13 protein-coding genes are annotated in these 12,189 nt (G+C 67.2%); 9 read left to right on the forward strand and 4 right to left on the reverse strand.

Annotated elements, in window-relative coordinates:
* The first annotated feature begins 82 nt into the window (after nucleotides 1-82).
* Nucleotides 83-751, forward strand: coding sequence for a thiamine diphosphokinase (locus ACE3P6_RS20795; RefSeq protein WP_374398333.1), 669 nt, complete (start codon nucleotides 83-85; stop codon nucleotides 749-751).
* Here ACE3P6_RS20795 and ACE3P6_RS20800 read toward each other — a convergent pair.
* The 4 genes from ACE3P6_RS20800 to ACE3P6_RS20815 form a co-directional block, all read right to left on the reverse strand.
* Nucleotides 726-1,664 carry a DMT family transporter gene (locus tag ACE3P6_RS20800; RefSeq protein WP_374398334.1) on the reverse strand — a complete coding sequence of 313 codons (939 nt, stop codon included), beginning with the start codon at nucleotides 1,662-1,664 and terminating at the stop codon, nucleotides 726-728. The genes ACE3P6_RS20795 and ACE3P6_RS20800 overlap by 26 nt on opposite strands.
* Nucleotides 1,665-1,837: 173 nt before the next feature.
* Entirely contained in the window at nucleotides 1,838-3,217 is a 1,380-nt protein-coding gene (locus ACE3P6_RS20805) for an L-serine ammonia-lyase (protein ID WP_374398335.1), read from the reverse strand.
* Nucleotides 3,217-3,882 (reverse strand): glutathione S-transferase family protein, encoded by a 666-nt coding sequence (locus ACE3P6_RS20810; protein ID WP_374398336.1) that lies wholly within the window; start codon nucleotides 3,880-3,882, stop codon nucleotides 3,217-3,219. Before ACE3P6_RS20810 ends, ACE3P6_RS20805 begins: the two co-directional genes overlap by 1 nt.
* Complete coding sequence (locus ACE3P6_RS20815) at nucleotides 3,879-4,559, reverse strand: glutathione S-transferase family protein (protein WP_374398337.1); 681 nt, start codon at nucleotides 4,557-4,559, stop codon at nucleotides 3,879-3,881. The genes ACE3P6_RS20810 and ACE3P6_RS20815 overlap by 4 nt, the downstream gene beginning before the upstream one ends.
* 176 nt (nucleotides 4,560-4,735) lie before the next feature.
* Here ACE3P6_RS20815 and ACE3P6_RS20820 point away from each other — a divergent pair, with 176 nt between their 5' ends.
* The 8 genes from ACE3P6_RS20820 to ACE3P6_RS20855 all read left to right on the forward strand — a co-directional run.
* Nucleotides 4,736-5,275, forward strand: a complete 540-nt coding sequence (locus tag ACE3P6_RS20820) for a hypothetical protein (protein WP_374398338.1) — start codon at nucleotides 4,736-4,738, stop codon at nucleotides 5,273-5,275.
* Nucleotides 5,276-5,377: 102 nt separating this feature from the next.
* Entirely contained in the window at nucleotides 5,378-6,163 is a 786-nt protein-coding gene (rpiA, locus tag ACE3P6_RS20825; protein WP_374398339.1) for a ribose-5-phosphate isomerase RpiA, read from the forward strand.
* 181 nt (nucleotides 6,164-6,344) lie between these two features.
* Nucleotides 6,345-7,181, forward strand: a complete 837-nt coding sequence (locus ACE3P6_RS20830) for a hypothetical protein (RefSeq protein WP_374398340.1) — start codon at nucleotides 6,345-6,347, stop codon at nucleotides 7,179-7,181.
* A gap of 151 nt (nucleotides 7,182-7,332) precedes the next feature.
* On the forward strand, nucleotides 7,333-8,691 hold the full coding sequence (gor, locus tag ACE3P6_RS20835) for a glutathione-disulfide reductase (RefSeq protein ID WP_374398341.1): 1,359 nt from the start codon (nucleotides 7,333-7,335) through the stop codon (nucleotides 8,689-8,691).
* Nucleotides 8,692-8,766: 75 nt separating this feature from the next.
* Nucleotides 8,767-9,948 (forward strand): FtsH protease activity modulator HflK, encoded by a 1,182-nt coding sequence (gene hflK / locus ACE3P6_RS20840; RefSeq protein ID WP_374398342.1) that lies wholly within the window; start codon nucleotides 8,767-8,769, stop codon nucleotides 9,946-9,948.
* A complete protein-coding gene (hflC, locus tag ACE3P6_RS20845) occupies nucleotides 9,948-10,844 on the forward strand; it encodes a protease modulator HflC (RefSeq protein WP_374398343.1) in 897 nt (298 codons plus the stop codon). The genes hflK and hflC overlap by 1 nt, the downstream gene beginning before the upstream one ends.
* Nucleotides 10,841-11,029 (forward strand): DUF2065 domain-containing protein, encoded by a 189-nt coding sequence (locus tag ACE3P6_RS20850; protein WP_374371178.1) that lies wholly within the window; start codon nucleotides 10,841-10,843, stop codon nucleotides 11,027-11,029. Before hflC ends, ACE3P6_RS20850 begins: the two co-directional genes overlap by 4 nt.
* Nucleotides 11,030-11,193: 164 nt before the next feature.
* Nucleotides 11,194-12,189, forward strand: a 996-nt coding sequence (locus ACE3P6_RS20855) for a trypsin-like peptidase domain-containing protein (protein ID WP_374398344.1), incomplete at its 3' end; no start/stop codon positions are given.

The following is a 12,189-nucleotide window of genomic DNA, read 5'->3' on the forward strand; positions in this document are numbered from 1 at the left end:
ATGCATGGACAGACAGGGGTAATTTGATGGATTGATTGTGGCCGGACCCCGGGAATCCTGCCTTAATTGGATACAGTCTTACATGAATTTACCGATTGTCCAGTCAACCCACGGTGTAACGCTGGCGGGCGGGGGGCCGTTCACCGCGCGCGACCTGCGCCTGGCGCTGGCGCGCGCGCCGGTGCCGGTGGCGGCCGACAGCGGGGCGGACCGGCTGTTGCACCTTGGGGTCGCGCCGCAGGCGGTGATCGGCGACATGGATTCGATCTCGGCCCGGGCGCGGGCGGAAATTCCGGTTGAGCGTCAACACCTTGTGGCCGAACAGGTCACCACCGACTTTGACAAGGCGCTGCGGCTGATCGAGGCGCCGCTGGTGCTGGCGCTGGGCTTTGCCGGGGCGCGGCTGGACCACGGGCTTGCCGCTTTGTCGACGCTGATCGCGCGGTCCGAACGGCGCTGCATCCTGATCGGGCCGCAGGACCTGGCCTTCGCCGCCCCGCCCCGGCTGGATCTGGACCTCGTGCCGGGCGAGCCCTTGTCGCTGTTTCCGATGGCGCAGGTGACGGGGCGCAGCGCAGGGCTGGAATGGCCGATCACGGGCCTGAGATTCGCCCCCGACGGGATGATCGGCACCTCGAACCGGGTGGCCCGGCGGCGGGTGGTGCTGGAGTTCGACCGGCGGGGCATGCTGGTGATCCTGCCGCGCCGCAGGCTCGACGCGGCGATCAGGGCTCTTCTGGCAACAGGCTGATCTGCGGCTCGCGCGCCTTGGCCTTCGCGGTCAAGCGCTCGCGGTGGATGATGTAGAGGCCCGAGGCGACGATGATCGCGATGCCGGCAAAGGTCATCGCATTGGGGAAATCGTTGAAGATCAGGTAGCCGAGGGTGACGGCGGTGACGATCTCCAGATAGTGCAGCGGCGCCAGCGCGGATGCCGTCGCGAATTTCAGCGCATAGGTCATGCACATGTGGCTGACGGCGGCGAAGAAGCCGACCATGAAGAGCCAGAGCCAGTTCCACCCCGAGGGCCAGACCGGGTCCAGCGCCGGGATGCCGGAGCCGTCGGCCAAGAGCATGACCGGCAGGCAGAGCAGAAGCCCGGTCCAGGAGGTGTGGAACTGCATGGTGACGGGGTGCATCCAGCTGGAAATCCCGCGCGTGACCAGCATGTAGAGCGCGAAGAGGACAGCGGTGGCGAGCGGCCAGAGCGCGACCAGGCCGAAGGCGGCGAGCGAGGGCTGTATCACCAGCAGCACGCCCACGAAACCCACCGCGCAGGCGGCGATGCGGCGGGGGCCGACCTGGTCGCCGAAGAGGAAATGGCCGAGGATCAGAAGGATGAAGGGCTCGACGAAGACGATGGCAAGGGCATCGGCCAAGGGCATGACCTGGATGCCCGAGACGAAGGCGAAGGTCGAGACGAGGAGGAGAGCCGCGCGCAGCGCGGTATAGGCCAGCGCCTTGCCCGACAGCCGCAGCGACAGGCGCATCAGCGCGACGACCGGCAGCATCAGCGCAGTCTGCACCACGAAGCGGGCGGCGGTGATCTGGCCCACCGGGATGCCGTTCTGCGCCGCAAGCTTGGCGCCCACGTCCAGAAGCGGCGCGATCACGCAGAAGGCGAGCATCAGGATGACGCCCTGGAGGGTGGTGTCGCGGGTCATCTGGGTTGCCTAGCCGCTGGCCGCGCGGGGTGCCTGCCTGAAAGCGACATCGCGGCGGGTTTCAAAATGAGCGCTGACGCGCGAAGACTCTTTGTCTCGCCGTTTTGCATGAAGGATGCAAAACGGCTCGGGTGTGCTCCGCAGGGGATATTTGGGCAAATGTGAAAGGCTTATCAGCAATTCGGGACGTTGACCGCCAAACCGCCGAGCGAGGTTTCCTTGTATTTCTCGTGCATGTCCTTGCCGGTCTGGCGCATCGTCTCGATGCAGACGTCGAGCGAGACGAGGTGCTGCCCGTCGCCCCGCATGGACAGCGAGGCGGCAGAGACCGCCTTGATCGCGCCGAGGCCGTTCCTCTCGATGCAGGGCACCTGCACCAGCCCCTTGACCGGGTCGCAGGTCATGCCGAGGTGATGCTCCAGGGCGATTTCTGCAGCGTTTTCCACCTGTTCGGGGGTGCCTCCCAGCACGGCGCAGAGGCCCGCCGCCCCCATCGCGGCGGCGCTGCCCACTTCCGCCTGGCAGCCGCATTCCGCGCCGGAGATCGAGGCGTTGTGCTTGCAAAGGCCGCCGATGGCCGAGGCGGTGAGGAGGAAATCGCCCACCTTTGCCGGGGTTGCTCCCGGCACGTGGTCAAGCCAGTAGCGGATCACCGCGGGAACCACTCCCGCCGCGCCGTTGGTGGGGGCGGTGACGACCTGGCCGCCGGCGGCGTTTTCCTCGTTCACCGCCATCGCGTAGAGGCTCATCCAGTCGTTGATCGTGTGCGGCGGCGTCAGGTTCAGCCCGCGCTCGGCCATCAGCGCGTCATGGATGCCCTTGGCCCTACGGCGCACCTTGAGACCGCCGGGCAGGATGCCCTCGCCCTTCATGCCGCGCGAGATGCAGTCGTTCATCACCTGCCAGATCCGGTTGATCCCGGCGTCAAGCTCGGCGGCAGAGCGGAACTTCAGCTCGTTGGCACGTTTCATCGCGGCGATGGTCAGGCCCGAGCGCTTCGCCATCTCCAGCATTTCCGCCGCCGTCTCGAACGGCCAGGGCACATCGGCCCGCGCCTTGGCCTTGGCCCCGCCGCTGTCGGCCAGTTCGGCCGCGGTCAGCACGAAGCCGCCGCCGATCGAATAGTAAGTCTCCTCCAGGATCACGTCGCCCTGGGCGTCGGTGGCTTTCAGGATCATGCCGTTGGCATGGCCGGGCAGCGCGGGGCCATAGTCGAAGGTCAGGTCCTTCGCGGGATCGAAGGCGAGCGTGCCAAGGCCGGGGGTCTCGATGGTTTTCGTTTCCCGGATGCGGGCCAGCGCGGCTTCGGCCTTCTCCGCGTCATAGGTGTCGGGGGCGAACCCGGCGAGGCCGAGGATCGTCGCCCGGTCGGTGGCATGCCCGACCCCGGTGAAGGCGAGCGAGCCATGCAGAGAGGCCCTCAGCCCGTGGAAATGGAAGGGCGAGGCGCGCAAGCTTTCAAGGAAGCGCGCGGCGGCGACCATCGGGCCCCTCGGGTGGCTGGAGGAGGGGCCGATGCCCACCTTGAACATGTCGAAGACGGAGAGGAACATCAGGATCCCGGATTGGTGAAGGGGGTGGGGCCAAGCCCGTCGGAGGCCGCAACCCGCAGGGCAGCGGGGCGGGCCTCATGCGCGGCGAGGACGGCGTGCAGATGGGGGAAGTCGGCCAGCGCGATGCCATAGGGCGCGGGCGGCAGCGCAATCAGCCAGCGCACCAGCACGCCGATGTAGTAGCCCAGCACGCCGGGGTGATCCGGCGACAGCCAGCGGGGCCGCTGCGCCACCAGCATCGCCTCGATCAGGCCCAACCGCGCGACGATCTGCTCCTGCGCGGCGGCGCGGGCGGCATCCGTGTTGGCCTCGCCCGCCGGGCGGTGCGGGTAGAACATCGCCAGCGCCGCCTGGTGCAGCGCGTTCGAGGTGAAGAAGAGCCAGGACAGGAAAGCCCCGCGATCCGGGTCCTGCGGGCCGGGGCCAAGCCGTCCGGTCTGGTCGACGAGCCAGAGCAGGATCGCCGCCGTCTCGAACATCGGGCCGTGGTCGGTCTCCAGCGCCGGGATCAGGCCTACCGGGTTCACCCGGCGGTATTCGGCACTGGCCAGCGCGCCGCCGTCGATGTCGACGATGGCCAAGGTATGCGGCAGTTCCAGCTCTTCCAGCGCGAAGCGGACGATGGTCGAGGCGAAGTCGGGGGCATGGTGCAGGGTCAGGGTCACAACACGCTTCCTTCCGGCGGGTTCGGCTGCTCGGGACGCGTGAAGGGATGCGCGCCCAGGCCTTCGGCCCTTGCGACGACAGGGGTCTCGACCCTTGCCTCCTGCGCGTGGGCCAGGGCCTCCAGCGCCGGGAAAGCGGCAAGGTCCAGCCAGCGCGGCCCGGTCACCGGGTAGAGCGTGGCCCAGCGGGTCAGGACGATGGTGTAGACGCCCAAGGGCTTGCCAGCGGCGAAAAGCTTCGGGTGCTGCGAGGCCGCCGCATCAAGCAGCGCGAAGTGGCGCAGCATCCGCGTCGACATGATCTCCAGATGCGCGGCATGGCCGTCCGCCGGGGCATATTGGTGCGGATAGAAGATCTGGCGCAGCTCGGCATGGGCGGTGTTCGACAGGAAGAACAGCCACTTGAGGAAGGCCGGGCGGTCAGGATCGGCGGGGCCGGGGCCAAGGTGATGGGCGTCCGAAAGCCAGAGCAGGATCGCGCCCGTCTCCGAGATCGGGCCCACGGGCGTTTCCAGCGTGGGGATCAGCCCGGTCGGGTTCAGCGCCCGGTAGGCGGCGCTGTCCTGCTGGCGCGACGCCCGGTTCACCAGCGCCGTGCGATAGGGAACGCCCGCCCCGTCCAGCACCAGCCGGATGATGAGCGACGCATTGTCGGGGGCGTAGTGCAGCGTGTACATCGGTGATCCTGACCCTAGTCCGACAAGATGGCGAACTCCAGCCCCGGTGCAGGTCGAAAAGCGACCGAATGTCGCGGGACTGCGCAGCATCCTGGGTGCCGACCGGGCGTTCGCTGCCGTTAACCTTTCCGCAACCTTCTTCGGGTCAGGCTTGCCCGCTTAGGATGGAGGCGGCGATGGCGTGGCGGCAGGTCGGGATGATGGTGGCGGGGCTTCTGGTTTCGGGGATGGCGCGGGCGGACGGGGACGCGCTGGCAGAGGCGATGTCGCGCAACCCCGACCGGTTCGAAGCCCGCGCCGTCGACCTGATCGCGGGCTTCGGCGGGGCCGACGGACTGCGGGCCGAGGATATCGAGACGCATATCGCGCTGGAGCGGGCGGGCGCGCGCGCCTCGGGGCTCCGGCGGTTCCTGGCGATGGACCTCGACGCCGACGGGGCGGTCACGCGGGCCGAGCTGGCCGTGACCCAGCACGCCGCCAGCGCGCAGGGCCGGGGCCGGATGGAGCGGCAGTTCGCCTCGGCTGATGCTGATGGCAACGACGCGGTCGACGCAAGCGAGCTGGCCGCCTTCGGCACTGCGGCGGGGCTTCAGGCGCTGGGCGCGGACGAGGCGGATGGCTTGCGCGCGCTGATGCAGCTCGATGCCGATGGGAATGGCGCACTGACTACGGCCGAGGTGGCGGCGGCGGTGGCCCGGCTGGACGGCTCGGGTTGATCGGAAGGGGTGATCCCGGAAACAGTGTAGTGCCGGATTGCGAAGCCTCTCGCCCTGAGCCAGGCTTTGCGCTATCCGGGAAGCGCTACAAGGGGGATTGCAATGGCTGCCGAACTGTCTCCGATCGACCAGGCCAAGTTTGTGGCCGCCCGCCGTTCGGTGGATTTCGTCGAAAACGGCATGAAGCTGGGCCTCGGCACCGGGTCGACCGCGGCCTGGATGGTGCGCTGCCTGGCCGAACGGGTGCGGGAAGAAGGGCTGAACGTCACCTGCGTCGCCACCTCTTCGCGCACGGCAGACCTGGCGCGACACCTCGGGCTCAAGGTCGTGGGCCTGGACGAGACGAAGTGGCTCGACCTGACCATCGACGGCGCGGACGAGTTCGACCAGAACCTGAACCTGATCAAGGGCGGCGGCGCGGCACTTCTGCAGGAAAAGATCGTGGCGACGGCCAGTGACCGGATGATCGTGATCGCCGATGCCGCGAAAGAGGTCGCGCAGCTTGGCGCCTTCCCCCTGCCGGTCGAGGTGATCCCCTTCGGCTGGCAGACCACCAAGGCCCTGATCGAGGAAACGCTCTACAGCCTTGACGTGATGAGCCGCGACCTGGCCCTGCGCATGGCGAAGGACGTGCCGCTGCGCACCGACGAGGGGCACTACATCCTCGACCTCAGCCTGACCCGGATCGGCAACCCGCGGCAACTGGCGCTGGTGCTGAACCAGATCCCCGGCGTGGTGGAGAACGGGCTTTTCATCGACATCTGCGACGTGGTGGTGATCGGCCACGGCGACGGGCGGGTGACAGTGCGCGACATCAACTCGGGCCGGGTCGAGACCGGGTCGGTCGACATGTCCGAAAGTCGCAACATCTTCGCCGACCTGGACTGAAGGGCAGCCCTTCTAACGTTGCGTCAAGGCAACAAGTATCTGCCTCTCTTGCAGTAATCGAACACAGTTGTATCTGTTTTCTGGCGCGATGCCGCAACTTATTGCAGAATGCACATATCAGGGGATTTGCAGCCATCAACGCGGTGCAAGCTGTCCCGGGCGGGCAACCAAGAGGAAAAAAATGATAGACAGGATCATCGTCGCGGCAGCGCTTGCACTGACGGCAGGGGCGGCACAGGCACAGGACTTCGCCGGTGAAGTCTCGCTGTCGTTCGGCAAGGCGCCCCTCTTCAGCACGGACGACGACGAGGATCGCTTTTCCGAACCCGGCTACCTGCTCTCTGGCTGGGGCGGGATGACCTTCGGGGATTGGCGGGTCTTCGGCGACATCAACGTCTTCAACCGGAATATCGGATCCCAGGACTTTGACAGCTATGCACCCGAGGGTGCGCGCAGCATCGGCCTGCACTTCGGCCGGACGTTCGGGACCGCCTATGCCGGCGCATTCATCGGCCGCAACCAATTCCAAAGCGACGATACGCCGTCGGGCAACGGCTATAAGTCCGGAAAGCTCTACGGGATCGAAGGGCAGTACGAGATGGGCAATGTGACGTTCTTTGCCCAGCTTGGCCGCGCCGACATGGTGGGCGACCCGGGTGACAATGCCTTCACGGGCGGGTTCCAGCGGGTCGGCGTTTCGACGAGTGTCGACAAGTTCACCCTGACAGCTGACTACGAACAGGGCCGTTCGCCCAATGTCTTCGAGGATGGCAGCGGGGATTGGGGGGAATACCGGACTCTGGGCGCGACGGTAGACTATCAGTTCTCCGAGCGCGTGATCGGCACCCTGTCGTACCGGAACATGGATATCCTTGCCAACACCGAAGACAACGGCAGCGATGACTTCTACGGTATTGGCGTCCGGATCCCGTTCGGTGCCGCGACCGGCAAGCGCAACAATCTGACCACCAGCTATTATCCCGGACTGGCCGCCGCTTGGGCCTCGGCACTGGACTGAGCCCGACAAGTCGACCGGACGGACTGCATGATCGGACACCCGGCGCTCTCAGCGCCGGGTGTCTGGCTTTGAGGGTCCGTCGTTCGCGGGCTTTCGTGTGGCGGGAAGTTCGGCTACGCAGGACACCGCAAATCTGGCAGAGGCGGTGAAGATGACCTTCGACTACGATCTCTTCGTCATCGGTGGCGGCTCGGGCGGGGTCAGGGCGGCGCGTGTCGCCTCGGGCGACTGGGGCGCGAAGGTGGGCCTGGCCGAGGAAAGCCGGATGGGTGGCACCTGCGTCATCCGGGGCTGCGTGCCGAAGAAGCTGATGGTCTTCGCGAGCGGCTTCCCCGCACTTTTCGAGGAAGCGCGCGCCTATGGCTGGCAGGCCGAGGCCGGCGCTTTCGACTGGCCGGTCTTCCGCACCCGGCTGGAGGCCGAGCTGGACCGGCTGGAAGCGGCCTACCGCAACACGCTGAAGACTGCGGGCGTCACCGTGCATGACACCCGGGCAGTGATCGTCGATCCGCACCGGGTGCGGCTTGCCACCGGCGAGGAATTCACGACGAAGCACATCCTGGTCGCCACCGGCGGGCGCCCCTTCGTGCCGGAATTTCCGGGCTCCGAACTTGCCGTCACCTCGAACGAGATGTTCCACCTGCCCGCCCTTCCGAAGCGGGCGCTGGTGGTGGGCGGCGGCTACATCGCGGGCGAATTCGCCTGCATCCTCAATGGCCTCGGGGTCAAGGTCCACCAGTATTACCGCGGCGCCCAGATCCTGCGCGGCTTCGACGACGAAGTGCGCGGCCATGTGGCGAACACGATGCGGGAGGAAGGGATCAACATCCACCTCGGCACTTCCGTCACCCTGCTGGAACGGACTGCGGGCGGCATCCGGGTCGTCGGCTCGGACGGGTCCGAGCGTGAGGTGGACCTGGTGCTTTACGCCACCGGGCGGCGGCCCAACTCGGCCGGACTGGGGCTGGAGGCGCTGGGGCTGGAGCTTGGCCGCAGCGGGGAAATCCCGGTCGACCGCTACAGCCAGACCGCCGTGCCCTCGATCTTCGCGGTCGGCGACGTGACCGGCCGGATCAACCTGACCCCGGTCGCGATCCGCGAGGGCCATGCCTTCGCTGACACCGTCTTCGGCGCGAAACCCACCGCCTTCGACCACCAGCTTGTCGCCTCGGCGGTCTTCACCCAGCCGGAACTGGGCTCGGTCGGCCTGTCCGAGGAAGCCGCCCGCGAACAGGAGCCGATCGAGGTCTATGCGACCGCCTTCCGCCCGATGAAGACCGCCTTTGCAGGCAAGCCGGACCGGGTGCTGATGAAGCTGATCGTCAGCCAGGCGACGCGCAGGGTGCTGGGTTGTCATATCGTCGCGCCGGAAGCGGGCGAGATGATCCAGCTGGCCGCCATCGCGATCCGCATGGGCGCCACCAAGGAGGATTTCGACGCGACCTGCGCGGTGCATCCGACGATGTCGGAAGAGCTGGTAACGATGCGAAAACCGGTCCGAAGCGCCTGACGGCGGGTCACGATGGGTTGATTTCCGGCTGGATATGACCAGCTTAGGGAAAAGTGCAAGAAAGGGTTCTGATCGATGGCAGGCAGTGGCGGTCCCTGGGGCGGCGGTGGCGGCTCGGGTGGGGATGACCGGGGCGGCAGGGGCAACAACGACGACGACGACCGTCGCGGCGGGCGGCGTGGCGAAGGCGGGCCGCAGGTCTCCGAGATCGACCAGTTGATGAAGCGCGGTCAGGAACAGCTGCGCGTGCTGATGGGCGGGCGCGGCCGCAACGGCACTGGCGGCCCCGGCGGCGGCGAGCCTGGCGGTCCGATGTTCACCCGGCAGGGCATGGCGCTGGGTGCGCTGGCGCTGGTTGCGGTCTGGGCCTTCATGTCCTTCTACACCGTGCGTCCCGAAGAACGTTCGGTCGAGCTGTTCCTGGGCGAAAGCTCGGGCGTCGGCGACCCCGGCCTGAACTTCGCGCCCTGGCCGATCGTGACGTATGAAAAGGTCCAGGTCACCGGCGAACGCACCACCGACATCGGCACCCAGGCCGCCAGCAACGACAGCGGGCTGATGCTGACGCGCGACCAGAACATCGTCGACATCGGCTTCCAGGTGGTCTGGAACATCTCGGACCCCGAGAAATACCTCTTCAACCTGGCCGAGCCGGAAGCGACCATCAAGGCGGTCAGCGAAAGCGCGATGCGCGACATCATCGCCCGGTCGGAACTCTCGCCGATCCTGAACCGCGACCGGGGCGTGATCGCCGCCGACCTGCGGGCAGCGGTGCAGGCGACGCTCGACAGCTACAATGCGGGGATCACCGTGATCCGGGTCAACCTGCAGGTGGCCCAGCCCCCGCGCGAGGTGATCGACGCCTTCCGCGCCGTGCAGGCGGCCCAGCAGGAACGCGACCGGCTGGAGAAAGAGGCCGACGCCTATGCCAACCAGGTGACGGCGGGCGCGCGCGGCGAGGCGGCGCGGCTTCTCGAAGCCGCCGAAGGCTACCGCGCCGAGGCGGTGAACTCTGCGCAGGGCGAGGCGGCGCGCTTCCTGTCGGTCTACACTGAATATGTGAAGGCGCCCGAGGTGACCCGGCGGCGACTTTATCTTGAAACAATGGAAAGGGTGCTGGCCGGGATGAACAAGGTGATCCTCGACGGCGTCTCGGGCGGCGAAGGCGGGCAGGGCGTGGTGCCCTTCCTGCCGCTGAACGAGCTTGGCCGGATGAGCCCCGCCCAGGGCGCGGGCACTACCGGAGGGACCAACTGATGCGCGTGATGTATGTCATTCCGGCGCTGGTCGTCCTGCTGGTGCTGGTGCTCTCCTCGGTCTTCATCGTCGACGAACGCAAGAAGGCGCTGGTCCTGCAATTCGGCCAGGTCATGCAGGTGAAGGAGGATCCGGGCCTCGGCTTCAAGATCCCGCTGGTGCAGGACGTGGTCACCTACGAGGACCGCATCCTCGGCCTGCAGACCCAGCCCATCGAAGTCACGCTTCTGTCCGACCGCCGCCTGGTGGTCGACGCCTTCGCCCGCTGGCGCATCGTCGACCTGGTGGAATTCCGCCAGTCGGTCGGTACCGGGGGCGAGGATCGGGCGCAGCAGCTGCTGGGCAACATCCTGAGCCAGGCGATCCCCGAAGTGCTGGGCAACGCCACGCAGGATCAGGTCCTGAGCCAGGATCGCGCCGCGCTGATGAACCAGATCCTGACCATCGCCAAGCGCGAGGGCGCGGCCCTGGGGATCGACGTGATCGACGTGCGGCTGACCCGCACCGACCTGCCCGAGCAGAACCTGGAAGCCACCTTCGCCCGGATGCGGGCCGAACGCGAGCGCGAAGCGGCGGACGAAAAGGCCCGCGGCGGCGAAGCGGCGCAGCGGGTGCGGGCCTCGGCCGACCGGACGGTGATCGAGCTGACCTCGGACGCCCGGCGCCAGGCCGAGGTGATCCGCGGCGAGGCCGACGCCGAACGGAACCGCATCCTTGCCGAAGCCTATGGCAAGGACCCGGAGTTCTTCGCCTTCATCCGCTCGCTGGCGGCCTATGAGACCAGCCTCAAGGGCGGCAATTCCAGCATCGTGATGCAGCCGGATAGCGAGTTCTTCGACTATCTGCGCTCGGATCGCGGTCCCGGCGCCCCGGCTCCGGCCCCGGCGGCGCCGTGAGCCATGTCGTCCTGGCACTGGGTCTGGTGCTGGCGGTGGAGGGGCTGGTCATGGCGCTGGCCCCCCGCCGGATCGAGGATGCCCTGCGGCTGATCGCGTCGCTGGGCATCGACCAGCGCCGGATGATCGGGCTCGTTGCCCTGGCGCTCGGGGTGCTGGTGGCCTGGCTGGCCGGCCCCTTCTGATCCGGGGGCGGGCTGCATGACAAATCCCTTCACATCCCTTTGAAGCAATGCGACGGGGTTTGCATTGCGATGGCCTTTGACTAACTGTTTCTTCAGCTTCGACGCGGCAGGGTCCTCCGACGGGACGCCACCGTCGCCAGTCTCGATGAACAGGAGTTCGCATCGTGCCCGATCTCACCCCCACCATCCGCTCCGCCTTGCGGTCCAGCACGCTTCTGGCGCTGGTCCTGGGCTTCGGTCTCAGCGTCGCGCCGGTGACCGAGGTGCAGGCCTTCGGCGCACCGGAAAGCTTTGCCGAACTGGCGCAGAAGATCAGCCCGGCGGTGGTCAACATCACCACCAGCGCGATGATCGCCGCCCCGACCGACGGCATGCCGCAGGTGCCGGAGGGCAGCCCGTTCAAGGATTTCTTCGATGATTTCGGCGGCCCCGGCCAGGGCGGCCCGCAACGGTCCGAGGCCCTGGGCTCGGGCTTCGTGGTCAGCGAGGACGGCTATATCGTCACCAACAACCATGTCATCGAAGGCGCGGACGAGATCGAGATCGAATTCTTCTCGGGCGAAAAGCTGAAGGCGAAGCTGGTTGGCACCGATACGAAGACCGACATCGCGCTTCTGAAGGTGGAAAGCGACAAGCCGCTGGAATTCGTGACTTTCGGCAACTCCGACCTGATGCGGGTGGGCGACTGGGTGATGGCGATGGGCAACCCGCTGGGCCAGGGCTTCTCGGTTTCGGCCGGGATCGTCTCGGCGCGTGGGCGGCAGCTCCAGGGCTCGTATGACGATTTCATCCAGACCGACGCGGCGATCAACCGCGGCAACTCGGGCGGACCCCTGTTCAACATGGACGGCCAGGTCGTCGGCGTGAACACCGCGATCCTCAGCCCGAACGGCGGCTCGATCGGCATCGGCTTCTCGATGGCCTCGAACGTGGTGTCGAAGGTGGTCGACCAGCTGAAGGAATTCGGCGAGACGCGGCGCGGCTGGCTTGGCGTGCGCATCCAGGACGTGACCCCGGACATCGCGGAATCGATGGGCCTCGCGGATGCCAAGGGTGCGCTGGTGACCGACGTGCCCGACGGCCCGGCCAAGGATGCCGGGATCACCTCCGGCGACGTGATCACCCGCTTCGACACCAATGACGTTTCCAGCGCCGGCGAC

Source organism: Tabrizicola sp., assembly GCF_041911175.1.
Lineage (GTDB): Bacteria > Pseudomonadota > Alphaproteobacteria > Rhodobacterales > Rhodobacteraceae > Tabrizicola.

What these genes read in the sequence shown, in the direction of transcription:
- ACE3P6_RS20795 (WP_374398333.1), top strand. Translation starts at nt 83, where the DNA reads ATGAATTTACCGATTGTCCAGTCAACCCACGGTGTAACGCTGGCGGGC.
- ACE3P6_RS20800 (WP_374398334.1), bottom strand. Translation starts at nt 1,664, where the DNA reads ATGACCCGCGACACCACCCTCCAGGGCGTCATCCTGATGCTCGCCTTC.
- ACE3P6_RS20805 (WP_374398335.1), bottom strand. Translation starts at nt 3,217, where the DNA reads ATGTTCCTCTCCGTCTTCGACATGTTCAAGGTGGGCATCGGCCCCTCC.
- ACE3P6_RS20815 (WP_374398337.1), bottom strand. Translation starts at nt 4,559, where the DNA reads ATGTACACGCTGCACTACGCCCCCGACAATGCGTCGCTCATCATCCGG.
- ACE3P6_RS20820 (WP_374398338.1), top strand. Translation starts at nt 4,736, where the DNA reads ATGGCGTGGCGGCAGGTCGGGATGATGGTGGCGGGGCTTCTGGTTTCG.
- rpiA (WP_374398339.1), top strand. Translation starts at nt 5,378, where the DNA reads ATGGCTGCCGAACTGTCTCCGATCGACCAGGCCAAGTTTGTGGCCGCC.
- ACE3P6_RS20830 (WP_374398340.1), top strand. Translation starts at nt 6,345, where the DNA reads ATGATAGACAGGATCATCGTCGCGGCAGCGCTTGCACTGACGGCAGGG.
- gor (WP_374398341.1), top strand. Translation starts at nt 7,333, where the DNA reads ATGACCTTCGACTACGATCTCTTCGTCATCGGTGGCGGCTCGGGCGGG.
- hflK (WP_374398342.1), top strand. Translation starts at nt 8,767, where the DNA reads ATGGCAGGCAGTGGCGGTCCCTGGGGCGGCGGTGGCGGCTCGGGTGGG.
- hflC (WP_374398343.1), top strand. Translation starts at nt 9,948, where the DNA reads ATGCGCGTGATGTATGTCATTCCGGCGCTGGTCGTCCTGCTGGTGCTG.